General features: G+C 65.4%; 14 protein-coding genes, 3 tRNA genes and 1 other annotated feature. Of the genes, 6 read left to right on the forward strand and 11 right to left on the reverse strand.

All coding sequences use genetic code 11. The features are described from left to right. Window positions 1-112: 112 nt before the first annotated feature. The 5 genes from Q0967_RS03330 to Q0967_RS03350 form a co-directional block, all read right to left on the reverse strand. Window positions 113-3,148, reverse strand: coding sequence for a type I restriction endonuclease subunit R (locus Q0967_RS03330; protein WP_299449059.1), 3,036 nt, complete (start codon window positions 3,146-3,148; stop codon window positions 113-115). After that, window positions 3,145-4,326, reverse strand: coding sequence for a hypothetical protein (locus Q0967_RS03335; protein ID WP_299449061.1), 1,182 nt, complete (start codon window positions 4,324-4,326; stop codon window positions 3,145-3,147). Before Q0967_RS03335 ends, Q0967_RS03330 begins: the two co-directional genes overlap by 4 nt. Next, window positions 4,319-5,833 carry a class I SAM-dependent DNA methyltransferase gene (locus Q0967_RS03340; RefSeq protein WP_299449063.1) on the reverse strand — a complete coding sequence of 505 codons (1,515 nt, stop codon included), beginning with the start codon at window positions 5,831-5,833 and terminating at the stop codon, window positions 4,319-4,321. The genes Q0967_RS03335 and Q0967_RS03340 overlap by 8 nt, the downstream gene beginning before the upstream one ends. Window positions 5,834-6,272: 439 nt before the next feature. Next, window positions 6,273-7,537 (reverse strand): IS3 family transposase gene (locus Q0967_RS03345; RefSeq protein WP_299449065.1). Its coding sequence is split into 2 segments (ribosomal slippage): window positions 6,273-7,246 and window positions 7,246-7,537, totalling 1,266 coding nucleotides; the frame shifts between segments, so codons are not numbered across the junction. Further along, window positions 7,116-7,259: a sequence feature (AL1L pseudoknot), on the reverse strand. (Overlaps the previous gene by 144 nt.) A 508-nt stretch (window positions 7,538-8,045) precedes the next feature. Then, window positions 8,046-11,096, reverse strand: a complete 3,051-nt coding sequence (locus Q0967_RS03350; RefSeq protein ID WP_299449068.1) for a hypothetical protein — start codon at window positions 11,094-11,096, stop codon at window positions 8,046-8,048. Window positions 11,097-11,621: 525 nt separating this feature from the next. Here Q0967_RS03350 and Q0967_RS03355 point away from each other — a divergent pair. The 5 genes from Q0967_RS03355 (at window position 11,622) to Q0967_RS03375 (ending at window position 17,756) form a co-directional block, all read left to right on the forward strand. Continuing rightward, window positions 11,622-14,045: a hypothetical protein gene (locus Q0967_RS03355; protein WP_299449071.1), complete on the forward strand. Its 2,424-nt coding sequence runs from the start codon at window positions 11,622-11,624 to the stop codon at window positions 14,043-14,045. A gap of 84 nt (window positions 14,046-14,129) precedes the next feature. Then, window positions 14,130-14,408, forward strand: coding sequence for a hypothetical protein (locus tag Q0967_RS03360; protein WP_299449074.1), 279 nt, complete (start codon window positions 14,130-14,132; stop codon window positions 14,406-14,408). A 404-nt stretch (window positions 14,409-14,812) separates the two neighbouring features. Beyond that, entirely contained in the window at window positions 14,813-15,880 is a 1,068-nt protein-coding gene (locus Q0967_RS03365) for a CHAT domain-containing protein (protein WP_299449077.1), read from the forward strand. A 390-nt stretch (window positions 15,881-16,270) separates the two neighbouring features. Then, window positions 16,271-16,768, forward strand: a complete 498-nt coding sequence (locus tag Q0967_RS03370) for a hypothetical protein (protein WP_299449079.1) — start codon at window positions 16,271-16,273, stop codon at window positions 16,766-16,768. Window positions 16,769-17,357: 589 nt separating this feature from the next. After that, complete coding sequence (locus Q0967_RS03375; RefSeq protein ID WP_162802977.1) at window positions 17,358-17,756, forward strand: hypothetical protein; 399 nt, start codon at window positions 17,358-17,360, stop codon at window positions 17,754-17,756. Between the two features lie 169 nt (window positions 17,757-17,925). Here the strand turns inward: Q0967_RS03375 and Q0967_RS03380 are convergent, their stop codons facing one another. The 6 genes from Q0967_RS03380 to Q0967_RS03405 all read right to left on the reverse strand — a co-directional run bounded on the left by Q0967_RS03380 (window position 17,926) and on the right by Q0967_RS03405 (window position 22,800). After that, a complete protein-coding gene (locus Q0967_RS03380; RefSeq protein ID WP_299449086.1) occupies window positions 17,926-19,098 on the reverse strand; it encodes a hypothetical protein in 1,173 nt (390 codons plus the stop codon). 385 nt (window positions 19,099-19,483) lie between these two features. Further along, window positions 19,484-20,746, reverse strand: a complete 1,263-nt coding sequence (locus tag Q0967_RS03385; RefSeq protein ID WP_299449089.1) for a hypothetical protein — start codon at window positions 20,744-20,746, stop codon at window positions 19,484-19,486. Window positions 20,747-21,377: 631 nt separating this feature from the next. Then, window positions 21,378-21,452 (reverse strand) — tRNA-Val (locus tag Q0967_RS03390). A 24-nt stretch (window positions 21,453-21,476) separates the two neighbouring features. After that, window positions 21,477-21,547, reverse strand: a tRNA-Cys gene (locus Q0967_RS03395). 27 nt (window positions 21,548-21,574) lie between these two features. Continuing rightward, window positions 21,575-21,647 (reverse strand) — tRNA-Gly (locus Q0967_RS03400). A gap of 91 nt (window positions 21,648-21,738) precedes the next feature. Continuing rightward, the gene (locus tag Q0967_RS03405; protein ID WP_298746801.1) at window positions 21,739-22,800 is read right to left on the reverse strand and encodes a YihY/virulence factor BrkB family protein; all 1,062 of its coding nucleotides are present in this window, start codon (window positions 22,798-22,800) and stop codon (window positions 21,739-21,741) included. A gap of 154 nt (window positions 22,801-22,954) precedes the next feature. Between Q0967_RS03405 and glgX the strand changes: the two genes are divergently transcribed. Beyond that, window positions 22,955-25,084 (forward strand): glycogen debranching protein GlgX, encoded by a 2,130-nt coding sequence (glgX, locus tag Q0967_RS03410; protein ID WP_298746800.1) that lies wholly within the window; start codon window positions 22,955-22,957, stop codon window positions 25,082-25,084. The last annotated feature ends 35 nt before the right edge of the window (window positions 25,085-25,119 follow it).

Raw genomic sequence — 25,119 nt, forward strand, 5'->3', positions numbered from 1 at the left:
GGGCGCGTCGACAGCACCAACGAGTCAACCGGTTCTCGGCAGCGGCGCCGCAGGTTCGGCGACGCTGATGCGTGGCCGAGTCGGGGCAGGCCCGAACCCCGTACGCCTCAGGTCAGTAGTGCTCGGCGATGTACTCGTACGCCCGCTCGAACAGACCGGGGGTCTTGTGCAGTTGGTGCCTGTGCAGCACTTCACGGACGTGTCGACGTACGAGTTGGTCGCCCTGTTGCGTGGCCTCCCAACCGTCGTACCGAACTTCCCGGACGATGCTGTCGATGTCGTTGACGACGCGCTCGACCAGGGCCGGCGAGTCATCCGCGGCGTACTCGACGAAGATTTGCGTCAGTGCCCCCACACGCGGATCGGGCAGCAGGTCCAGCTTGCCCTCGTGATCTGCCTTTTCAGCCGCAGTTAGGTCCTTCGCCAACTGGAAGGCCTCCCGCAGCCACTCGATTGACTGCTCGGCCGCGGCCATGGTCCGTTCCCGTAGACGATCGAGCCGCTCGGCGAGCGACTTGTACACGGGGTGTTCGCCCGAGGCGTCCTCACGCTTCTTCAGCCGGGCGGCGATGGAGTCGATGATGTCGTCGGCGGTCTTGCCCTCAACCTCTTTTGGATCTTCCAGAAGGCCTTCGTCGATCAGGGTGCGGACCGTTTCGGCGTCGGCTACTACAACCTCATCGGCGCGGGTGACCCTGATGTCGTCCATGTGCCCGTGCACCAGGCCCAGTGTCTTCGCGCCGAGCCTGTGCCACAGGTGGTCGGCCGGTCCGGGCGGGGGCTGCAAGGAGGCGTAGACCTGGGACAGGAAGCGGTACTCCATGCGGTGGGTGCGCAGGTCGTCGTGCGGCCAGAGGGTTTCCCAGATGCCCTCAAGCATGACGTAGTTCGCAGCGAACTTCTGCTCGTCCTCGGGTCGGGGCATCCTGGCCTGGGCATCTATCAGCGTCTGTGGGCCCTGCTGGTTAACGTCAATGCCGGCGAACCGGACCATGGTGGCTTCTAGCTGCGCCTCGAAGACCTCGACGAGCCCCTCGATCTCGATCTGCTGCTGTGCCTGCTTCGGGTTGGCCGGTGCCATCGCCGTGGCGAAGCCAGCTCCGAGACCGACGTAGTCGACGATGATCCCGTACCGCTTGTCTGCACCCGTCTCGGGGTTGCGCCAGGTGCGGTTTGCCCGGGTGATCGTCTGGAACAGCGTGTGGTCTTTCAGCGGCTTGTCCAGGTACAGCACGCCCTCGATGGGTGCGTTGAACCCTGTGCCAAGCTTGGAGGTGCAGACCAGGAACTTCAGTGGGTCACCGTGGGTGCGGAACCGCTTGAGCAGGTCGGCCTCCTGCGACTCGGTCAGGGCGTACTTCTGCCAGGCGGGGTCCTCCCCCTTCGCGGTGCCGACGGTCATCACGACGGCGACCTCGTCCCGCACTGGCGCTGGCACGTCGTCGCCGATCTGGGCCCACTCCCGCTGCTGACGCTCTTCGAGCATCTGACCCAGCTCCTCGGTGTACGCGACGCACGCGGCCCGGTCGACCACGACGATCTGCGCCTTCATCCCGAGCGGGTCCACGGTGGAGTAGAAGTGGTCAATGAGGTCCTCGCAGACGGCCCGTACCCGGTCGGGGTTGCCGAAGAACGTCGAGGCCCGGGAGGCCCGCCTGGCGAGTTCGTCCTGCTGGACGTCGTCGAGGTTCTCGTCCTGCGCCATGACCTTGAACGCCTCATCGAGGCCTTGCTTGTCGAGGGTGAACTCGACCCTGCGTGGGGCGACGTGGATCGGCACGGTCATCCCGTCGCGGATCGACGCGTCCGTGCCGTAGGTGTGCAGCGCACTGCCGGGGTCCGTCTCGTCACCGAAAGTCGCAAAGGTGTTGCGGTCGACGTCGGCGATCGGGGTGCCGGTGAACGCGAAAAGGTTGGCGTTCGGCAGTGCCGCCCGCATCGTCTGCCCCAGGTCGCCCTCCTGGGTGCGGTGGGCCTCGTCGACCAACACCACGATGTTGTCCCGCTCGTTCAGCACTCCGGCGCCCGCGAATTTGTGAACTGTGGTGAAGATCAGTCCACGCCGGTCGGACCTCAGCAGGTCCTGCAAGGCACCCGCGGTGGGCGGTACTTGCAGCCGTGGCATGGACGTGGTGCGGAACTGGTCCCATAGTTGCTGGACGAGTTGCACGCGGTCGGCGACCAGCACGATCGTCGGGTTGTTCAGCTCGGGGTCGCGCAGCAGCTTCCCGGCCGCGAACACCATCGCCAGCGTTTTGCCCGACCCCTGGGTGTGGTAGATCAGGCCCTTGCGCCGGGCCGGGTCCTTTACCCGGCCCACGATCAGGTTGACGGCTTCGTACTGGGTGTATCGGGCTAGCAGCTTGTTCAGCGAACGGGTGCCGTCGTCGGACTGCGGCGTCTCGAACGCAACGTAGTCGGCCAGGAAGTCGAGCACGGTCCGCGGCGTCAGCATCGAGGTCGCGGCCTGCAGCACGTCGGCCAGGCGCGGCTGGTCCTTCACCGCCCCCCAGGTGTGCCAGTGCTGCACCGGGGTGCGAACACCGGCGTAACGGAACTGTTTGCCCTCGGTGGCGAAGGTCAGCACGTTCGGCACGAAGAACGGCGCCCAGCTCTCCTGGTAGGTCTCGACCAGCTCGCTCGCGCCCTTGACCCACGACACCCGCTGGTTCACCGGTGTTTTCAGCTCCCCCACGACCAGGGGGAAGCCGTTTACCCACAGAACCACGTCGAACCGGGCCACGTGCCCCGGGATGCCGTACCGAATCTCCTCCGAGACGACGAAGACGTTGTTGGACAAGTCATCGAAATCGAGCAACCGCACCGGGACCGAGCCCTTGGTGCCGACGAACTCGTGCGTCACCTCACCGCGCAGCCAGGCCGCGAAATCCCGGTTGCTCTCCATCAAGCCGACATCATGCGCAGTCAGGGGCATCGTCCGCAGCTGACGCAACACCTCGTGCACCCGCTCCGGGTCCTCCGCGATCACCGGGTTCAGCCGCACCAGCGACTCCACCACCTGGTCGGTGACGAACGGATCCTCGTCCGGCCGACCCAGCTCATTGGCCGGGACGTGAGTCCACCCGACACCTTCCAACGCCTTGATGAGCGGCGCCTGAACACTCAGAAGCTCCCCCAACCCGCTCATGCAGCCACGTCCTCCATCAGCTCGTCGTACGACTCCGGGATCTCGTGCTCGCCCGACAGTAAGGCGGTCAGCAGGTTCGAGCGGACATTGCGTAGACGGGTCGCATGCCGCCGCAGCCCTTCACGTGCTTTGGTCAAGGCGTCGTACTTACCGGCGAGACCGGCCATCTCGTCGGCCGCGTGCCAGCGAACCTCGATCGACATAAGCTCGGTCCGGTTAATCTTTGGCATCTTCGTCCTGCCAGAGCGAGAGGCCGCCACTTCAGTGAAGGCGCTGCTCAGTAGAAGCTGCTGAAGGTAGCGCCGTGGAACCCCGTCCCGGCCGAGAAGGGGGTACGCGTCAGCGCTACACAAACCCGGCGCATCGGGTACCGCCACTTTGCGAAGGTTTGGCCGAATCTTGGAGTAGATCACGTGCCGGTCGTCGAACCGATACTTGCCACTTGTCACCCCATCTTCCCGGGCACTGACCACTCCCACCAAGTCGCCCGTTCCGCTGACGATTCGCTCCGCACCGACGTGGGGAAGTTCGGCGAGGGAACCCGTCGGCTTCACCAGCGACCCATCAACCGAACAGAGCTGATCGAGACTCACGCAGACTTTGCCGACCGGACTAAAGTCAACGTCGCGCATCAGTTCCGTTGCGGAGAGCAGATGCGCGTAGGCGCTCTCGGCGGTCGTGATGGTGTCGTCAAGGGCGGTGACCAGGTCCACGATGCGCCGCTGCTCGGCGACTTGGGGATACTGGACGGGCACGCTTAAGAGGTCCCTCGGGTTGAGGCGTTCGCGACGCCCGCCGACGCCCTTAGACTGCGCTGCGAGGTCCGCCCAGAGCGCAGGCCGCTGGGTGATTAGCTGAACATACTTGGGAAGCGCCCGCGCAGTGGTCCTGTAGGTGGGGAACTCAGGGGATGCATAGGCTATGTCATGCTCGGCGGGGACGACAGTGATAGCCCCCTCGAACGCCTTCAGCTTGCTGTAAATGAGCTGGCCGGGCCGGACCTGGTGCAGCTGCTTATAGCGCGTACTCTCCGTGGTGACCGCATCTCGGTGCAACAGTCCTCGCCCGAAGCCGAGCACGCCAACGATTGGATACTTGGTTCCCCGCTGAACATCTACCTTCTGAATGTCCGGCTGCACGAGGTCTCCGAAAGTGCCCTGCTGCCACTCCTTACGCATTGAAACCCGCCGCCTTAAGTTTCTCGTCCAGTACGTGCTCGGCGGCGCGCAGCTCGGCCCGGGCGTCGTGGTAGGCGGCCAGGGCGGCCTCGACGTCAACCTCGACGGCAGCCTGGGTGGTGATGTAGCGCCCGATGTTCAGATCGAAGTTGTTGCCGGCGATCTCGTCCAGGTTGACCAGGCGCAGGTTAAGACCACTCTCGCCGTCGATGTCCTCACCCTGCGCGTAAGCCGCGTGGATCGTCTCGATGTCGGCGTCGGACATCGTGTTCTGGTTCTTGCCGGCGCGGAACCGTGCTGCGGCGTCGACGAAGAGCACCTTGCCGGCGCGCTCAACTGGTTTAGTCTTGCGGAAAATGAGTAATGCCACCGGGATAGTCGTGGAGTAGAACAGGTTGTTGGGCAGTCCGATGATCGCCTCGAGCAGGTCCTTCTCCACCAGGCACTGCCGGATGTTGCCCTCCTTGCCGCCGCGGAACAGAACGCCGTGTGGCATGACGACCCCGACCCGACCGGTGTCCTCCCGCATCACCGAGATCATGTGCTGGATCCAGGCGAAGTCGCCGTTCTTGGCCGGTGGCACTCCGCAGAACGCGCGACCGTAGGGGTCGTTGGACCAGCCGGCGGCACCCCAGTTCTGAAGGCTGAACGGCGGGTTGGCGATGACGACGTCGAACCGGTCGAGCTTGCCCTTCGTGACGAACCGCGGCTCCCGGAAGGTGTCGCCGCGGCGAATCTCAAAGTCGCTCAGTCCGTGCAGGTAGAGGTTCATCTTTGCGATGGCGCTGGTGGTCAGGTTGATCTCCTGGCCATGCAGTCGCAGCGTCCGCGGATCGCCACCGGCTTCGGTGACCGCGTTGATCGTCTCGACCAGCATTCCGCCCGAGCCACAGGCCGGGTCCACGATGTGGTCACCTGGCTGGGGGGCGAGAATCTTGACGAGCAGGTGGACGACGTGGCGAGGCGTGAAGAACTCCCCGGCCTTCTTGCCGCTGGCCTCGGCGAACTCGCGCAGCAGGTACTCGTACGCAGCTCCGAGCATGTCGCCTTCGATGTGGTTCGGGTCGAGCTTAACGCCATGAAAGGTGTCAAGTAGGGCAACCAGGGCGTTCTCGGGCAGGCGCTGCTTGTTGGCCCAGTTCACGTCTCCGAAGACGCCGACCAGGTCGGGGTTGGCCTGTTCGATGCGCTGCAGAGCGGTGTTCAATTTTACGCCGACGTTGGTGACGGTCTGGTGCACGTCCGCCCAGTGGCAGCCGTCGGGGATCGTGAACGGGTGATAGTCGGCCTCGATCTCGTCCGTGAGCTCGTCGCCCCATATCTCGATCGCATGTGCATGCCAGGAGTCCCAGGTGTCCGAGATCCACTTGTAGAACATCACCGGGAAGACATAGGCCTTGAAGTCGCCCGGGTCAACGGGCCCCCGTAGCGCGTTTGCCGCGGCCCACAGGGTTGACTCGAGCTGGCGCTGCGTCATGACCTGCACGTCGCTGTCGGCGTAGGTCACCCTCGGCCCTCCTCTTTCTCGAAACTTCCGCCCTGTCCCGAGCAACTTACATGGACCCTCCCGCGCTGGACCGGCAGGCGGGCTGCAGCAACAGAGGTTGTTCGGCACGGACACCGTGTCCGATCGCCGGTGCCCGCACCACGACGCAGCCGGTTCAACGGCCGTCACACCCCAGCTTGGGGTGCTGCACCCGCAAATGGCCGGCAGCCATCGTGGGGTCGCGGCCAGGAAGAAGGACCTCGGGCTTTCACGTCACACGTCCGTGGAGTTTGAGGTAGGAAGCCAGACAACCTTGGAGGCGTGGGCGGCATCGCTTAACTGGGGCCCGTCACGGCCTGGAAAGTGCTCCCTCGGGATCCCAAGCTGGCGGAACAGGCGCCCTCAAGATGCATGCGAGATGCACGACGTAGCGATTACGCTGGGCTGTCGCGTACCGGGTTTAGTGGAGGCTCTGAACTGACGCGTCGACGGTAGCTGGTGCGTGGTTGTGACGGTAGTAGTGATCCTCGAGCTCGACCGGGGGTACGAGTCCGAGCTCGCCGTGCAGGCGTCGGTGGTTGAACCAGTCGATGTACTCGGCGACGGCGATCTCGAGGTCGTCGATGTGCTTCCAGGGCCCTTTGTTGCGGACGAGCTCGGCCTTGAACAGTGAGTTGAACGCCTCGGCCATGGCGTTGTCGTAGGAGTCGCCGGTCGAGCCGACCGAGGCGACGGCGCCGGCCTCGGCCAGCCTCTGGGTGTACCGCACGGCGAGGTACTGCACGCCCTTGTCCGAGTGCGCGATCACGCCGGTGGTGTCCTGGCCGGCGTGCTGGCGGGTCCACAGGCCCATCTCGAGGGCGTCCAGGGCCAGGTCGGTGCGCAGGGACTTGGATAGCTGCCAGCCGACGACGCGGCGGGAGTACACGTCGATGACGAACGCGGCGTAGACCCACCCGGCGAACGTGCGGCAGTAGGTGATGTCGGCGACCCACACCCTGTTCGGTGCGGGCGCCTTGAAGTCGCGGTCCAGCAGGTCCGGTCGGGTGCCCGGACCGGTGCCCGGGATCGTGGTCCTGGGGCCCTTGGCGCGGGTAATCCCGCGCAGTCCCTCGGCCCGCATGATCCGGTGCACGGTGCACCGGGCGATGCGGTGCCCGGTCCGGTTCAGCTCGGCGTGTATCTTGCGGACGCCGTAGACGCCGTAGTTGTCCGCGTGGACCGCCCGGATCACCTCCCGGTGGCCCTGGTCGGCCACCGCCCGCGCCGAGGGCGGCCTGGTCTTGGCGGCGTAGTAGCTGCTCGGGGCGATCTGCATCCCGGCCTCACGTAGGACGGTGCAGATCGGCTCGACCCCGAACCGGCCGCGGTGCTGGTCGATGTACTCGACCAGCACCGCAGTGCTCACTTCAGCTTGCGGTCGAGCTCCGCCGCGGCGAAAAACGCCGACGCCGTCCGCAGAATCTCGTTCGCCCGCCGTAGCTCCTTGACCTCACGCTCGAGCTCGGTGATCCGCTGCGTCTCCGCCGTCGTCGTCCCAGGACGGTGGCCCTCGTCGATCTCGGCCTGCGTGACCCAGTTGCGCAATGTCTCGGGATTGATCCCCAGCTGCTCACCCACCCGGCGCAGCGCACCGGTCCTGGTCGCCGGGTCCCGCCGCAGATCGAGCGCCATCCGGATCGCTCTGTCCCGAAGCTCCTCGGGGTACTTCCTCGGTGCTGCCATGACTCTCATCCTTCCGTGGAATGAGAGCCTCCATCAGACCCGGCACGCGACACGCGGCTCGCGGACGTCTCCTTAACTCACAGGCTAAACCAACAGAGACAGACCGGGTGTCAATGGCCAGACCGGGTGAGCGTGGACTGGAAGTTCTCACGTCCGTCCCGGCAGCGGTGGGCAGCAGTGGATCTGAGACCACGGGGAACCAACTGGTGCCAACCCTCGGCAGCACACGGACCCTGGCTCGGTATGAAGCCCCCAGCCATGGATGTCATACCGCCCAGTAGGACACAGGGGTGTCGTTGGGTCGAGTCTCGCCCCAGGGCGAAGGCGCGCTACGCCTACCAGGACCTTCGGTTCGGCTGAGTCTTGGGCTGTGCACCGTCAAAGCGCAACTACTCCCTGCCCAGGAGATTGCGGGGTAGCGATGACAGTGACAACAGCGCAACTCGTGTCGACATTTCATGCTGGTCGGCTCTGTTAGTGCCCGGGAATTCGCCACTTGGCCGCTGGTCTATTCGGCTGCGACTGCCGGCCTTACGAACGGATCCGAATGGTCGATGTCATCCTCGCTCCAACCGTACCTGGCCCGAAGGAGCTCCAATACCGCAGCCGATGGCAACGGCTCCGGCCGAACGACCAGACTCCACCAGGTCTGGGCGCTGGCTGTGACGGTCACCAGTAGTGCCTGTCTCAACGCCTCGACGGTGAACAGGTCGGTTGCCACCGGGTCGCCCTCCGGCTCCGGGGCCATGAACACCTCGCGCAACTGCCGCGCCTCATCGGGTGACCCCGGCGCGAGAAACGTGTGCCGTGCGTTCTTCGCGACGTTGTGGACCGCGATCAATATTTGCCAGTCCCTCCAGCCCTCGTCGCGCAGCGTGACGACCACATCGGCAAAGGCGGCATCGTTCCGCAACGCGTCGAGAGTTGGCCTCATCCGCGGCGGCAAGTCGTTGTAGCGATGCTGGATCTCCTTTCGGCTCCGGTCTGGGTCGTACCCGGGCCCTCTCGTGCTAGGAGCTGCGAGATCTGGATGTGATTCAGCCGAGGTCACGTCCGGCGCTGAGAGTGGCGCGGTCGTGCGCGGTCGGGCATCGAAACTCGCCTCGGATACGGTCGAGCGCCAGAGCACGTCGTACGGGACAGCGAATGTGATGTCGGTTAGCAGATCATCCTCAAGACCGCCGACCAAGATCTCCTGGAACCGGTCATCGGACAGCGTGGAAACCTCCACGACCGCGGCCGTGACTGCTGCCAACGTCCGCCGAGCGACCACGTTGGCCGACTCATGCGTCAGACGGTCGACGGCGGGCAACAGCACACTGAGCCTGCTCTCCGCGGGCGTCGATGCCTTGTCCTCGACGCTAAAGTCAGCGCCTGCGGGGAGCGCGGTGACGTAGACGGCCCTGCGCATCGGTACGAGGCCCAAATCCTTGTCAGCCAGATGCGCCAGTAGGACCTGCAAAGCGGCCGCGAACCGCTCACCGACCGCAACGTCGGCATACAAGTTGCGAAACACGACCTTCCAAGTAACCCCTAGGGCATCGAACCGGACGTGGCGGACTTCGGTCGTGTCACCGAACGGTGGCCTCCCGAGATCGTCGACCACCCGATCGACGTGCTCGTCGAACTCGATGTCCTCGAACCACGGCCGTCGACCCTCAAACGCTTCAGCGAGAAGGTCATCCAGGAACTCGCTGATCCCGCCGCGGACGATAGCGCCCTCAACGTTCGCCCAGTACGGATCCCCGGCCTTGCGAGCCAAAGACCTGATCTGGGTCAGCTCGAAGAACGCGCCCGTGAGCCAGCCATGCCGATCAAAGTCCATCGGCCGCTCGGCGAGCAGACGGTGTGACACCAGTGCAACGCAGTTCATGTGAGCAGCGCTGCACCACGACCCCTGGTGGTAGTCGGCGAACGCGGCGTACGCCAACCCGATCGAGTGCTGAGCTGGGTCCGTGCTATCAACGAGGTACGCCGCCGCCAGTGCGTACTGCTTGGCCGCCATGTACAGGCCCAGCTCTCGGTAAGCGACGGAGGTTGCCAGAGTCGCGTGCACCATTTGCTCCCGGCTGTCCCCCGAGAACAACCCGTTCCGAGCCCGGTGCAGCTGCTTAAGCGCAGCAACCCGCCGTTCCGCGCTGATCAACGCCTGGCACCTATCGAGGGCGTTGTTCGCAGCTGTCGTCTCTCCGCTGGTCGTCGCGACCCGCGCGTCGATGGCATCGACCACCTCGTCGTAACCGGGGATGTCAACCAGGACCGGCGCAAACATCGTCAACACCTTGCCAAGAGTCTCCACAGGGAACAAGGGTGCCCCTGGGAGAACCTCCACCAGCCTCCTATACGCGCCGATCGCACCCGCCGGGTCCACAAGTGGCACATTGACCAGCGTCAGTTCACCGGCCGCCATCGCCGCTCGGAGCTCCTCCGAGGTCATGTCTGTGAACTTGTCACCGATGACGTACCCGTCCTCGGTCTCGTTCGCGGTCATCACATCGGGTTGAAGCCGCAGCCACCCGAGCGTGTCGAGGAGGATGCAGGCGGCACCAGGAGGCGGGTCCGCATTTAGGAGCACCTCGACCCTTTGGGACAGGCCGACGTTCCAAGCATGAAGGGTCTCCGCAGCGTGCCCAGTCCTGCCACGTGCCGCCGCACCAGTCATGTACATCAGGAGCACCGACGCGTCCGAGAGTTCCTGACCGTCAGCGGTTATGACGGCTTCGTCCAGGTACTCCGCGGCCCGATCATCGGCGGGAGTCAGGTCGCCCAGGCCGCGGATGTTCGCGGCCACGCACTCGTACAGCGCCCTCCTGCGAAGCGCCTGTGGACGGCCTGGCTCGAGAGCACTCTCCAGCCGCTCGAGCCAGAATGGCAGGTCGGGGCGGCCCTCGCGGGTCACGCACGCGTAGTGCAAGCACCCAGCGAGGTCGAGCAGGCGACCCACCGTGTCGACTGGGTCGGTATCCGCGCGCCAGCGAGCAAGGTCCTCGTCGTACCAGTCGGGCCGGTCAAAGGGCACCGGCAGCACCCGCGCGGGAAGGTGCAGGTAGGTCTCTGCGATCCAAAACAATGCATGGTCCGAGAGAAGCTCAGCGATCGCGTTGCCGTCGAAGACCGCCAGGCGCACCCGGTGTCGCTCCATCGCATCTCGCTCGATTGCGTGCCGCCGCGCGACCGGGATATCCGCCTCGCAGTACGCGACGATGGACTCGACCTCGGACCCGCCGTCGACGATCTCGGCGACATCAGCACGGATCTTCCCACGCAGGTCGCTCTGCTGGAGCGTGCACGCGAAACCGACCATGGCCCGGTCCGGGACGCCGAGGTCGCGCCCGATCCGCTGGACCTGTCCCGGCAGCTGCGTCGGGAATGTCTCGAAGTCGCGACCCTGGTCTCCACCACCGGCGACCGGCCCGGTCGCCGGCAGCAGGTTCCGGGTCACCGTCGCCCTGGCGAGCATCCGCGTCAAGGTCTCGAACTCGTGTTGGCCGTTCCGAACTCGCAGTTGATTCAGCGCGAACCGGATTTCGTGTCGAACGTGCTCGACATTGTCAGCCATCGGCAGACGCTCTCACAACGGTCTGCGTTCTCGACCGCCGACCTACCCCGGAGGGGTAACGACGGCCCCAGCCAGTACCCCAGGAGACCATCGCGGGCACTCGTGCAGCGTCCAGCGGCCGTGCCCCGCCGGGTTCACGCAGTGCAAGATTCACTTCAACCGCGGCGTGCACACGACGATGGAGCGCGGATTCGAGCAGCGGTGGTCCTTCCAGAAGTGGACCGGGAGATCTCGTCTCCCGTCCATGACCCACGCGTCGAGGACGAGGCGCCTGTAGGACTTGAGTGGCTGGCCGCCGCGCCCCACAAAGAGTTCTCTGGCGATTCGACCAGACCCGCGCCGAGAAGGCCCGGGGAGGCGACACACAAGCAGAGGTCCCATCTCGGCGGTGCGGAGCCGAGTTGCCAGAAGGGTTCACTAGACCAGCGTGGCACAGGCCCCGACCGCGCCTGAGGTTTGACCCGCTAGCAACGCAGCCAGGACATTATGAATGACCGTAGGGTCTCTCCCAGAGCGAGGAAACGTATGAAGCAGATGCCTGAAGTCAGCCCCGAGCCTTCGAACCATGGGGAGATACCGTTCAACGAAGACCCAGAGGCGGAGCTCGGCTTGTTCGCGGGATGCCACACCCCGACAGACCTTCGAAGGGTGTTCCGCGCCGAGGTCGACAGGGCGGTGGAGCAGATGCTCGCCTTGGTACACGACGCGGACGCGTTCGACGTCATCGAACTCATGCGGATGCAAGAGTTCTTCCCCCTGAGCCCGCTCCTCACCCTCCCCGACGCGTCAGCACTGAACGTCGAGATCGTCGCAGCCATGCTCCTGGGCCGCCCTTCGCGCAGGCGCCCACCTACACCGCACGAGGATTCACGCCCCGACGGTGTCATCCCTGAACTTCGTGATCGCTCTTCGCGCCTGATTCGACTAGCGAACTATCGTCACCTGTCGGAGGCCACGCTCCAGGGCGACTCGTTAGCGCTGCTCGCCGCGCAGTACCAGTCGTCCGTCCTGCTCATCCGCAACCTTCTGTACGACAGCATTCGCGACGCACAGGATACCCAACTGTTCGACGACCCGAGAGTTCGGCCGCTGATGAGTGAGTACCTCGGATACACCTATCCAGATGTTGTCGCGGTCCGCAACACGATGAAGAACATCGGCAGGGAGCGCTTGAAGTCGGTTGTCGACGAGACCATCGATGTGTTCGGACGCGACCGAGGGACCGCGCAAGCCGACATGCCAGTGGAATGGCGGAAAGCGCTCCAGGCAGCCCTCGAGAAGTTCTTGATCCGGCCAGCGGGCAGAGCAGTGATGACGCCGGCACAGGTGGCGCAGGATGCTGGGATTTCGGAAACGGCTGCGTTCGCTGTCATGAACTCCTCGGCCCAAGAGTTCGACCCGAGCGTCGCACCGGAAGACCGGGTGTTCGAACTACTGACTTCGACAAACCCGTTTCTCGCCAAACCTCTGGTGTCGGACGGGGCCGGAAACTTTGCCGAGACCACCATCGGTGTCGGACTGGACTCCTTGCGTCGTACCGTCGAGGGTGCGCTCACGAATACCAAGCACTGGCACACATACGACCAGAAAGTCCGGCAGGTCGTCAGCGAACGTCTTGCCCTCGACTCCCTACAACGTGTCTTGGGGGCGCCACCGGCCCTGGCAGGCGCCAAGTACTACGCACCCACGGATGACACCAGCGCGCACCTGCTTGGCCGGGACAGCGCGAACCTGAAGAGTGTGGGGAAGATCGTGGAGGGTGACGGGCTGTTCGTCATCGGCGACGTGGCGATCTGCGTCGAGGTGAAGGGCAAATCGATGTCAGCCCCGGCTCGTCGGGGAGACGTCCACCGACTGTGGAACGACCTGCGCGCGACGATCGGGAACGGCCATGCACAGGCTGCACGTCTACAGGCGCTCATCGAGAACAACCATGGGATTTGGTTGCGCGACGGCACCTGGTTCGACCTGAGCCCCGTGCGTGAAGTCCGGTCTGTGGTCGCACTCCTTGATGACATCGGTCCCTTGGGCACGAACCTCGGCGATCATCGCAGCAGTGGGTTGCTACCAACACACGGCACTCCGTGGATCACATCGCTGCACGATCTTGAGACCATCGCCCAGGTATGCCAACGGCCCTCGGAGTTCCTCCTTTACCTGCGCCGACGGACCGACTCGGACGTAACCACCTATTACAAGGGCGCAGACGAGCTCGATCTTTTCATGCTGTTCATGGACGCCGACCTCTACGTCGAACCCGACCCCGACCGGCTCCACCCGCAACACCCCGACACTCCAGGAGAGACGAAGCGCGCCCGCCCGACTCACGACGAGGACGCGGTCCTGACGTTTGTTGGGGACCAGTGCGCCGAGCTGGACGCGTGGATGAACCGTGACAACCTGGTCCCGGGTGTTCCCCAACCGGTAAAGCCGACTTACCGGGCGCTCCCCCGGGTCCTCGACCTCGTCGACGCAGTCGAGGCGCACGGAAACGGCATGGTCCGCTTCGGCGCTGACATGTTCGCCCTGTCGGAGGACACCCAGCAGACCGTGCTGGAGGGTATTGACGAGTGCATCCGACGCACCCGCCTTGACGGGCAGCCCCACGACGGGATGATCTCCCTCGCCGGGGCGTGGGGGCACCCGACCCTCTTCTTCTTCACCCGACCCCACGCTTACGACCAAGACACGGTCCTACGCCGGTTCGCTGCCTACATCCGCCTCAAGCGTCACCAGCTCGGGTCAGACCGGTCGTATGGACTGCTCTTCGACGAGGACGGTAACTTCGAAGTCGCCATGTACTTCAACAGCCTTCCGGAGGCCGACGCAAACCTCGACGCCCTCGTCAAGGCGGCGAACCTACAAGAACCGGCCGCGACCGGCCCCCGCGTCCCCCCTTCGGCTCGCCGAACGACTCGTCGTCTCCGGAGCGGCAGGAAGAACCGCTGACCAGCGAACGCTCCAACACCTAAGGCGCAGACCGGTCTTCATGCGGACCTGGAGTGTGTCCGTAGCGGCTGGTATGCAGAGCCCATGACTGACACCGACTGGGTCGCCCTCGGTGCCATCGCGGGAGCCCTAACGGCGCTTGGGACAGCCGCGATGGCCGTTGCCATCATCGTCACCGCCCTATACGCACGAGACACTCTGCAAGCGACACGGGACGACAGCCGAGCGCGAACTCGACCGGTGATCGTCGCCGAATTGCGGCGGGAGAGCCTCTCGAAGGGCACCGCGCTCCTGGTGCTGAAGAACCTCGGACAGTCTGTGGCTGCGAACGTGTCGGTGACCTATCCTGGCCCGGCACGCTGACCCCAGAACGACCGAGCACTACGACCGGGCCCGCGGCAACCTCGACCACCACGGCGTCCACTTCCTCACCGCCTACGTCGCCGGCGTCTGAACCTGTCCATGGTCCACGGCCGGCGTCAGCTCGGCCCAGGTTGGGCTATCTGTCGCAGGTCTTCGTAGGGCGTTCCGTTCCGAGAGATCTCTGGGCGGGTTGACTCGTGGGTCGAGGTCGTGCGCCTGAGTGCGAGCGCAAACTACCCGGATACAGGTGATGGTCCCAAGATTCCGTCACGCCTCATGAACCGCGACACGTCGGCAGCCATCCATCGGCCGGGTCTGTCGGACCCGCTTCATATCCTTCAGGAGGATCGCCGGACTCGTGCACGACCGGCTCCAGGCCACCTGCCGGTCAAGAAGGGGACGCGATGTCGGAGAAGCAGTACCGCGACAAGATTGTGGCGATCCGGAAGCAGCAAGCCAGTGACGAGACGAACCGCGGGAAGGCGCGGGCAGCCGCCGGGAAGCATCGCGCCGACGCGGCCAAGGAGCTCCAGAAGATCACGCCGCGCACGAGCGCCAGCATGGCTCGGACCTACCAGCGCAACGCGGAGAACCTAGAGAAGAGGGCTCAGGCCGAGGACAAGAAGGTGAGCGCCCTGTCGGTCAAGCTCAGCAAGTCAGCCGGAGACCTGGCAACGGCTGAGGAGAACCTCGCCCGTGAGATCAAGAGCTCGGCGAAGAAGGAGGAGGACAAGAAGAAGGCCGATGCTCGAACCCGGGAGCAGGCGGATGCCCGGCGTCAGCAGAAGGAGAAGAGTCATGCCCGCGAGATCGCGCGGCTCTCCAGCCCTACCGTGCACTACGTGACGGTTCAGCCGCCGAAGCCAGAGATTCTCCGAGTCCTTTACCTGACCGCCAACCCTGAGATGGACCTCCGAACCGAGGTCGAGGTTCGTGACGTTCAGCAGGCGGTCAAACGTGCGCTACACCGAGATCTCATTGACATCCAGTACCGGCCCGCAGCTACCCCTGAAGACCTACTCGACGGTCTGAACGACGTCCGACCCCACGTTGTCCACTTTTCCGGTCACGCCGGCGATGCCGCGGTATTGTTCGACAACGCCAGCGTCGACGGCCCCGAGGGGCGGGACGTTCCATTTGAGCTGCTGGCTCGTGCCCTTAGCGCCACCGCTGAACCGCCGAAACTGCTGACCCTGAATGGCTGCGACACCCTTGATGGAGCTGAGGTCTTGCTTGAGGCGACCCCTGTGATCATCGCAATGGCGACCCAGATCAGCGACTTGGCTGCTAGTGCCTTCGCCGCCAGGTTCTACGCTGCGATTGCCTCAGCGCAGCCGATCGGGCCGGCGCTACGCCAAGGTGCGGTCGTACTGGACCTGATGGGGCTGGACGAGGGTTGGAAGCCCACCCTGCTCTCACGCGACGATCTTGACGTCGACGACCTGGTCTTGGTTCGAGTCGCGGGCGAATAGAGAATCCGTGTAAGGCACGCGGCCGCGCCATTCGGCATTCCCTCTCTCGGGACGTCGAAGCTGCGTCCTACCGCCGCTAGCGGGCCAGTCTCGAGGGCACAGAGGTGACCGAGACCATGCCGTGCCCGGCCTCGTCCGCGGCCACGCGCGCCGACGTCCACGACTTCCTCGACGGGCAGGGGCTGAACCGGGCCGCCCTCGGCTGGTATGTGGCCCACCCCGGCGGCCCGAGTTCATCGAGGCCCTCGTGGAGGCGCGGCCACTCGGCCTAGGCGCGGTCCCGGTCTCCGCATGCCCGCATTGCCGTTCATTGACGGCCATGCGGGCATATGCTCTAATGAGCGGTAACAACGCCAATCGTTCCGAGCGGCGTGAACGAGAGGAGTTCTCATGACCAGCGACCTACACATCCACATCCCCCAGGGCTTCAGCGGGACGATGACCGTCACCAAGGACGGCCAGGTCACCGTCACCGCTACGGCACCTACCGCGCCGTCCGCCAGCGCCGCCGCCGCAATCTGGTCGACGCTCGACCCGAAGATGGCGGAAGACCTCGAGGAGATGCTCAAGCGCCAGAAGGGCTACGACGCGACCACGCGCTCCCGCGAGATCGCCAAGGCGCTCCTCTCACGGGGGTGGGACATTTACTCGGTCAACCTCAAGGGTGGCTACATCCTGTTCACCTACGCGGGCACGCACGAGGCGATCTCGCTGTACCTGAGCTCGCTCGACCTCAACAACGCCAAGAAGTCGCAGCGCAAGTTCATGATGAGCCTGCCTGGTGTCGACGTGCACGCCCCCGACGTGCGCATCCCCATCAACGGCAACGCCCACGAGCAGGCGCTCGCCAACATCGAGGCCATCGAGGAGTGGGCCGACGGCAAGTAGTCGGACCATCTTTCGCCGAGAGCGCCCTCCCGTGTCCAGGCGGGAGAGTGCTCTTATTGCTTCGCGTTGTCCGAACAGGCTTGCGATCCGGGCGCTCTTGAAGGTGCGTCACTTCGCCGCAAGTGGCATGCGTGGCCGGTCGAGGGGGACCAGCCGATGCTGTCCTCTCGTGCCCGTGCAGGCCAACGGTCGACGCTCGGGTGGCAGGGCTTGTCGGAGCCCGTCTCTAGCATCTCGGCATGGCTCAATGCACAGCGCCCGTCGACGGTCACCGCACGGCAAGCCTCCCGGCAAGCGGCCGCACCTGCCGCAGGCGTCGCTCTTACTGCCGCCCCACCTACCCCAACGCCACTCCGCGCCTGTTTGCGGCACTAAGCGTTGAAGAATCATTTGCGTTGCGGGAGAGGGTATGGTAAAGCGCGCGTGGGGCAGTTGGAGGGAGGCTTCCCGCCTGTGGGACGCGTATCTATTGCGTGTTGGGCAATGGAGACTGCTACCGAAGCTCGCGGGCGTTGCAGTTGGCGACCTCGTGCTCAGCGTGTTGCTTGCCCACCTTTCCTTTCTCCTTTGCCTACTCTTGGGCCTTCCTATGGTGTGGTTCGAGACGATCGTCAAGTTCATCGCCTTCACGGGGGCAATCGCTTTCGCTGTAGGTCTCGGCTCAATCTGCTGGATCGGCCTGAGGGACCTCGGGCTCAAGATTGGTGGTGTCGGCGCCTTGGCGATTGCAGTCGTGAACTTCTATGTGCTGAACTATGTTATCGACTATCAAGAGTGGATTTTGACTCAGGTCTCACGGGCGAGCCCGGATCCAGGTGGTTTTGCCGAGGGCATTGACTGGGCCAATCCTTACGCTCGCTGGTACGTCGGAGTTGTTGCCCTGCTGGGAACTTTGATTGGATTCGTCTTCAAGATTAGGAACGCCTACGGACTGCTGCGCCACGGAGAGAAGCATAAGCAATCACCGACATGGAGCCGCCTCCAGTAGGGACCATCCAAGCAAGTACTACGCCAGCTTGGTAACCCATCCATAAGCGACCCGGGTGGGCACGTCCTTTTCCCGCGGACTCGCTTGTCGCGAGTCAGCGAGTCCGACCGGTGCGTCATTCCGCCGCGATGAGGGCGGGTCCCGGCAACACATCCGCAGAACGAAGCCGCTAGGAAGATGTTCCTCGGGCGAAGTCCGGCTCCCCCGCGCACCAATTGGCTGGGATGCCGAGCGACGTCAACGCAGGTTGGTTGGCCGGCTCCGGGGTCTCCGGGCCACTTACATCTGCAGTGTCGGCCCACGAGAGGGGTCGAACTGACGGTATTCCCGGCTCCGCAGTGGCCCACAGACGAGGCACTTGCTTAGTCAAAGATCGCCAGGTCAACCAGGAAGCAGAAACGACGTTCGGGTTGTGCGCGCGTCGCCAGCCACGCGGCGTGCGCCAGTGAGCGTCCGTATGAAGATCGGCATCGCGGAGGTGATTCGGCGGCAAGAACGGGTCGCCGTAGAGCGCCGACCTGAACTCAAAGTCTTTCGTGCGCGCCCCGGTGTTACTCAGTACGGCGGTAACGAGCGGGTGTGGCAGGTTGCGGCCGTAGCGGTTGGCCTTGCTGTTGAGCACCCTGGTCACCCCGGTCGCGTTGTCTACACCCGCCGCTCGCCCCATTCCCCGCATGAGAACGAGGGGTGAGTCTTGGACCCCGGTTGGCAGAGCCCTGAACTCCAAGTGCCACCCCTCTTCTATGAACGGGAAGCAACCGGCGTCCGCATCGTCGTCATACGCCCGACCCAGCCGCCGGGCGACGTCTTCCGGGTCGAGTCCGTCGAGCCACCGGACAAGGCGGTCACGCAGCTTGGTGCTCTTGACGGGAGCTGGCCCGATGACGTACCAATCGAAGCTCAGGGACCAGCCGACCACCCGTACTTCGTCCAGGATGGCCTGCACTTGAGCGAGGCGACGATCGCTTGCCTTACGCTCTGGCCGAGCACTCACAACTACTGCTTCTAAATAGAACGGCACGTCTGCGTGGACCAGAAAGTCAGGCCGCTTGCTGGTGCCCGAAATGTTCGGGTGGATCTCGACCTCATGCCCGCTGCCCGTCACAACTTGATGCAGATACAGCTCCCAGAATGCGCTCTCAAATGCGTCGTCTTCACCAGACTGCAATTGGCCAATGACCGAGGCTCGATGCTCCAAAGGCAATGCGGCGACCCACATCTCGAACATATCGCGGACCGGCTCGAAGAACACTGACCCAGTCCTGTTCAGGAACGCGAATTCGGGTTCGCTCTCCGCTCGGCGAGTCTTGTCATACCGCGGCACGTCATCGAACACCTTCATGAGTCGACGGTCCCAGACAGTCGCAGGCGCGACCAAACCGAATCTCCCGAGCACGTCATCCACCGCGTGATTGCGCTGCCGTCGCGGTCATGACCGGCGAGCTGCGGCGAGCCTGCACCTGGTTGTTGCGAACCAACACGTACAGCTCCCGATGACGTCTCGGATCGCCTCGACGCGGTCAGACGTCGGCGCTACTCCTCGCCGGAGCTCCCAGGGACGGGGAGATGGATGAATGCCGCACACACCGTGACCTTCCGGTCGTCACGGACGAACTCGAGGAGCGGCCACCCGTCCACCGGCCCCGGTACCGTGCCCTGGTAGCCGTCGACCCCCTCGAGGACTGCCTGGTAGGTGGCACACGCTGCCGCGAAGTCCTTCTGCCGCATCAATGCCAGCAGGACGCCGAGGTGTCGTGAACGTTCAGGTAGCCGAACAACTGCGGGTCGAGTGCCTTGCGGATCGTGTCGTGATCGTGGGCCCACTTGGCTTCGCAGATGAATACCGTCGCCGGCCCGCGACCAGGGTCGAGGACGTCAGCCTGGATGAAGATGTCCGATTTCCCACCCCGCGTGTACACCTCCCGAGCCGCACCGGGGAGGGTGGCGTTCCACGTCGCCGCGAGCAGGTCGCTGATGCGGTCCTCGACGAGTCCACCGAACGCAGTTGGGGTCCGCTCGACAGCGTTCGCCCAGTGGCGCAAAGAGAACAAGACGTCTTGAAAGGTCGCTCGACTCAGCCGCGACCGGGGGTTGAGCTGGACCTCCTCCGCGACACCTGGCGGAGGCTCCATTGTGACCGCGGGCTGAGCCGGCTGCTCCGACGGCTCGTCAACCGCGACCGACTCCGCTGCCACGGAAGCAGGCTGGTCTTCGGCGTCCTCTAGCTGCGGTTCTGCTCCCTGCCACTCCTCCGGGAAGCTCAGGCTGTCGCGAACGGCCTGCCGGTTGATCAACTGTATGCGCTTAGCCTCTACCAACTCGGCGAGGCGTTCAGGCAGGTCAACCCCCAAAAACTGATCCACCTGTTCCGCATTAGCGGCCACGATTGGAGCGATGAGCTCGCGTCGCTCCTGAATTAGATCAGCCAGAACGAGTTCGCCGCGCGCAACCGCGGCCTCATCCTCGCCAGTGAGATTGAAGTACGTGTACAGCGAGAACCTCACCGCGCGTCCCTCGCGGGAGTCGTCATCAGCGCCGAGCTCCCACATCTCGCCTGCTCGCTGGAAGGTGGCCGCGTCCTCTACTGAGCGATGCGTGATCGCATCCAGACCTCCCAGTTCGGCGACGACCGCAGCATCAACGGCATCCAGATCAGCCCCCGTCACATCGGGCCACTGCTGGAGGAAGGACGAGTCGCCGGCGACCTCCACGGCGACGTAATACCGCCGTGTGGGCAGACCCAGGCTCCGGTCTTCGTTCCACTTGGTGGCGCCCTCGCGCTCCGACGCCGTGCGTAGCCGACCGAGCGTCGGCGCTTCGATACTCAGCTCCGCGATGCACTCGCGGAGCAGATGCGGCGCGAACGACTCCAAGTCTTCGACCCGGGTGACCGCGTTGATACGTCCGCCAAGCGGCTCGGCCCGCCGCCACAGCTCGCGAGACAGGGGACGGTTCTCCTTGATGAAGGAGGTGAACAGCGGCTCCGGCACATGCAAATCCTGTCATACGGCTCCGACCAGGCCAGCAGGGAAGCGGAGCCTCGGTCAGCGACTGGCCCAGGACATCGGGACACCGGGCGCAGAAGGCGCACCGCGGCCCGTGGCAGCAATGACGCTCGCCGTAGCTCGAACCATCCCGTCCGACGTGGGCCAATGGACAACCTTCAATGAGGGTCGCAAACACTGCGCCGGCACGTCGTGCGCGCCCCTCGTGGGTGCGTCATACCGCCGCGAATGGTCTCGGCGCTCGTTCGGGATTGGCGTCTCGCGCGTCGTGACCCGGCGCGCTTGCGGCGAGAGCAACTAGACCGCATTCAAGGTCGCCTCGGAAGCCGACCACGTCCACCACCATCTCCGCAGCGACACGGCCACCTTAACCGTCCTCAATGAACCCTGCGCAGGTCGCGGCGGTCTCGAGCTTGGCTTACGGCTCCGGAGCGAACCACACCCCGTCCTCAGGACCCAACTGGCGTGCTCACTTGGGTGGGGTGCCTCCTTGATGGGTCGTGCTCATCTCGTATGAGGTCCCCGTCAGCGAGGGACCGTCCTGCACGTATCCTGCACGCCACGACATAGAGAAGGCCCCTGACCAGGGTTTGCGCTGGTCAGGGGCCTACTGTACTGGTGGACGATACTGGGATCGAACCAGTGACCTCTTCCGTGTCAAGGAAGCGCGCTACCGCTGCGCCAATCGTCCCTGCGCGGTGGACCCGCGAGTGCGAGGTGGAGACGGGATTCGAACCCGTGTATACGGCTTTGCAGGCCGCTGCCTCGCCTCTCGGCCACTCCACCGTGAGGCATCTGGTGGTGCTGCCTCAGAGCGGATGACCGGGCTCGAACCGGCGACCTCAACCTTGGCAAGGTTGCGCTCTACCAACTGAGCTACATCCGCCTGCTCCGCTGTCACCAGCGGCGCGAGAAGAAACACTATCCGACGGGCGCGGACGATTCCAAATCACCTCGCGCGGCGCGCCGCGCAGCGCTCATCGCGGCCCCGGTATGCCGTCCATGGCGGCGATCCGACGCCCCTCCTCGTCGTCGGTCGCGGCGTCGGCGGCGAGCTCGGCCCGGCGCGCCTGGAGGCGGGCCTCCCGGGTGGCGCGGCGCTCCTCCCACCACTCGTTGACCCGCGCCCGCGGGCCGCGGTACTCCGGCGGCGGCCACAGCCGGCGGATCGCCGCGTTGAGCGAGGCGCCGACGAGGACCGCGAAGGAGAGGAAGTAGAGGTAGACCATGAGGATGATGGGGGCGGTCAACGGGCCGAAGACCGAGAAGCCGCCGGCGGCGAGCTCGGCCCAGCGCCGAATGAGGATGGAGCTCACCACCCACAGGAGGATCGTCAGCAGCGCCCCGGGCAGGTCCCGCCAGAACGGCGAGCGCTCGGGGGTGGCGACGTGGAACAGCCCGGTGAGGCTGATGATGCCCAGCAGGCCCACCAGCGGCCAGTACAGCTCGAGGAGCAGGTCCAGCCGGGGCGGCAGCCAGCGCAGGAGGTAGCCCGGGCCGATGAGCAGCAGCGGCAGGGTCAGGCCCATGACCACGGTGGAGGCGAGGTATGCCGTGAGCGAGAGCACGCGGGCGCCGACCGGACCGCGGTGCCCGCCCTGTCCGTACATGATCGAGATGGCGTCGAGGAAGATGTGCAGCGCCCGCGACCCGGACCACAGGGCGATGAGGAACCCGACCGACAGGTAGTCGCCGCGGCGGGCGGTGAGGGTCTGCTGGAAGGTCGGCATGATGACCTGCTCCACGGCCTGCGGGGTGAGGAAGGTCAGCGTCCACTGCTCGAGGGCGCTGCTCATCCGCTCCAGCGTCTGCGGCCCGAGGAACTCCGAGGCGAAGCCGGCACCGGCGACCAGCGCGACCAGCAGGGGCGGCAGGGACAGCAGCGTGAAGAACGCGGCCTCGGCCGCCAGCCCGGTCGCCCGGTAGCGGAACGCCACGACGGCGGTCTCGGCGCTCACGCGCACGAGGGGCACCGCCCCCGGCACGGGCGCGATGACCCGACGCAGACGACAGCGGAACGTCACGTCCACCACAGTCACAGGCGTCACGCTAGCCCCGTCCGACACAGATGGGGCGGAGGCGTGCCGCTCAGCCACCGTCATTCCGGGCACCCCCCGGCCCGTAGACTGGGGCGCCGGTGACGGCGCGGTCGACCTTCCGCGACTCCCGCAACAAGAAAGGCCCCACCCCCCGATGGACCTCTGGCCCGGAACGGCATACCCCCTGGGCGCGACCTTCGACGGACGCGGCACCAACTTCGCCCTCTTCTCCGAGCACGCCACCGCGGTGGACCTGTGCCTCGTCAACGACCGCTCGATCGAGACCACCGTCCCGCTGACCGAGGTCGACGCGCACGTCTGGCACGGCTACGTCCCCAACTGCCAGCCGGGCCAGCGCTACGGCTTCCGGGTCCACGGCCCGTACGAGCCCTCCGAGGGCCACCGCTTCAACCCCCACAAGCTGCTCCTGGACCCCTACGCCAAGGCGATCGCCGGGCAGATCCGCGGGCACCAGGGGCTGTTCGCCTACGACTTCGGCGACCCCTCGTCCTACAACACCGACGACTCGGCGCTGCACACCATGACCTCCGTCGTGGTCAACCCCTTCTTCGACTGGGGCCACGACCGGCCGCCGCAGCACGCCTACCACGACAGCGTCATCTACGAGGCGCACGTCAAGGGCCTGACGATGAACCACCCCGAGGTGCCGCCGGAGATCCGCGGGACGTATGCCGGGGTGGCGCACCCGGCGGTCGTCGACCACCTCACCAGCCTGGGCGTGACGGCGGTGGAGCTGCTGCCCGTGCACCAGTTCGTCGATGACCCGCACCTGCAGGACCAGGGGCTGTCGAACTATTGGGGCTACAACACCATCGGCTTCCTCGCGCCGCACAACGGCTACTCGGCCTACGGGCACCGCGGGCAGCAGGTCACCGAGTTCAAGTCGATGGTCAAGACGCTGCACGAGGCGGGTATCGAGGTCATCCTCGACGTCGTCTACAACCACACCGCCGAGGGCAACCACCTCGGGCCGACGCTGTCCTTCCGCGGCATCGACAACGCCAGCTACTACCGGCTCGTCGACTACGACAAGGCCCACTACTACGACACCACGGGCACCGGCAACAGCCTGCTCATGCGCTCCCCGCACGTCCTGCAGCTCATCATGGACAGCCTGCGCTACTGGGTCACCGAGATGCACGTGGACGGCTTCCGCTTCGATCTCGCGGCGACCCTCGCGCGGCAGTTCCACGAGGTGGACAAGCTGTCCGCCTTCTTCGACATCGTCCAGCAGGACCCGGTCATCTCCCAGGTCAAGCTCATCGCCGAGCCGTGGGACCTCGGGGACGGTGGCTACCAGGTCGGCAACTTCCCGCCGCTGTGGACCGAGTGGAACGGCAAGTACCGCGACACCGTCCGCGACTACTGGCGCGGGGCCCCGGCGACCATGGGCGAGTTCGCCTCCCGCATCACCGGCTCCAGCGACCTCTACGAGCACAGCGGGCGACGCCCCTACGCCTCGATCAACTTCGTCGTCGCCCACGACGGCTTCACCCTGGCCGACCTCGTCTCCTACAACGAGAAGCACAACGAGGCCAACGGCGAGGGCGGCGCCGACGGCGAGGACCACAACCGGTCGTGGAACTGCGGCGTCGAGGGCCCGACCGACGACCCGGACGTGCGGGCGCTGCGGCTGCGCCAGCAGAAGAACTTCCTCGCCACCCTCCTGCTCAGCCAGGGGGTGCCCATGCTGGCCCACGGCGACGAGATGGGCCGCACCCAGCACGGCAACAACAACGTCTACGCCCAGGACAACGAGCTGGCCTGGATGGACTGGGACCTCGACCCCGACCAGGCCGACCTCCTCGACTTCACCTCCGGGCTCATCGCGCTGCGCAAGCAGCACCCGGCGTTCCGCCGGCGGCGCTTCTACCTCGGGGACGCCGAGCACGGCGGCCAGAGCGACCTCGGCGACATCCACTGGTACTCCCCCGGCGGCGAGGTGATGACCGAGGAGCGTTGGCACAGCCGCGAGCAGGCGGTCATGGTCTTCCTCAACGGGGAGGCCATCAGCGAGCGGGACGAGCGGGGCCGCGAGGTCACCGACGACCACTTCCTGCTGCTCTTCAACGGCCACCACGAGGCCGTCGAGTTCACCGTGCCGGACGGGATGAACACGCCCACCTGGCAGGTCGTCGTCGACACCAGCGGGGACGAGCTGGACGACGAGGTGCCCTGGGAGACCGGCGGGACGCACGAGGTGCCGCCGCGCGCCGTCGTCGTGCTCCAGGCCACGCCGCAGCCCGAGCTCGCCGCCGAGTAGCCGGCATACAGCTGCTGCTTCTGGACCTCCGGTTC

It is taken from the genome of uncultured Serinicoccus sp. (assembly GCF_947500995.1).
Lineage (GTDB): Bacteria > Actinomycetota > Actinomycetes > Actinomycetales > Dermatophilaceae > Ornithinicoccus.

Coding starts and splice junctions, on each gene's coding strand:
- Q0967_RS03330 (WP_299449059.1), bottom strand. CDS start 3,148: ATGAGCGGGTTGGGGGAGCTTCTGAGTGTTCAGGCGCCGCTCATCAAG.
- Q0967_RS03380 (WP_299449086.1), bottom strand. CDS start 19,098: ATGAAGGTGTTCGATGACGTGCCGCGGTATGACAAGACTCGCCGAGCG.
- Q0967_RS03375 (WP_162802977.1), top strand. CDS start 17,358: ATGGTGTGGTTCGAGACGATCGTCAAGTTCATCGCCTTCACGGGGGCA.
- glgX (WP_298746800.1), top strand. CDS start 22,955: ATGGACCTCTGGCCCGGAACGGCATACCCCCTGGGCGCGACCTTCGAC.
- Q0967_RS03365 (WP_299449077.1), top strand. CDS start 14,813: ATGTCGGAGAAGCAGTACCGCGACAAGATTGTGGCGATCCGGAAGCAG.
- Q0967_RS03370 (WP_299449079.1), top strand. CDS start 16,271: ATGACCAGCGACCTACACATCCACATCCCCCAGGGCTTCAGCGGGACG.
- Q0967_RS03360 (WP_299449074.1), top strand. CDS start 14,130: ATGACTGACACCGACTGGGTCGCCCTCGGTGCCATCGCGGGAGCCCTA.
- Q0967_RS03335 (WP_299449061.1), bottom strand. CDS start 4,326: ATGCGTAAGGAGTGGCAGCAGGGCACTTTCGGAGACCTCGTGCAGCCG.
- Q0967_RS03355 (WP_299449071.1), top strand. CDS start 11,622: ATGAAGCAGATGCCTGAAGTCAGCCCCGAGCCTTCGAACCATGGGGAG.
- Q0967_RS03350 (WP_299449068.1), bottom strand. CDS start 11,096: ATGGCTGACAATGTCGAGCACGTTCGACACGAAATCCGGTTCGCGCTG.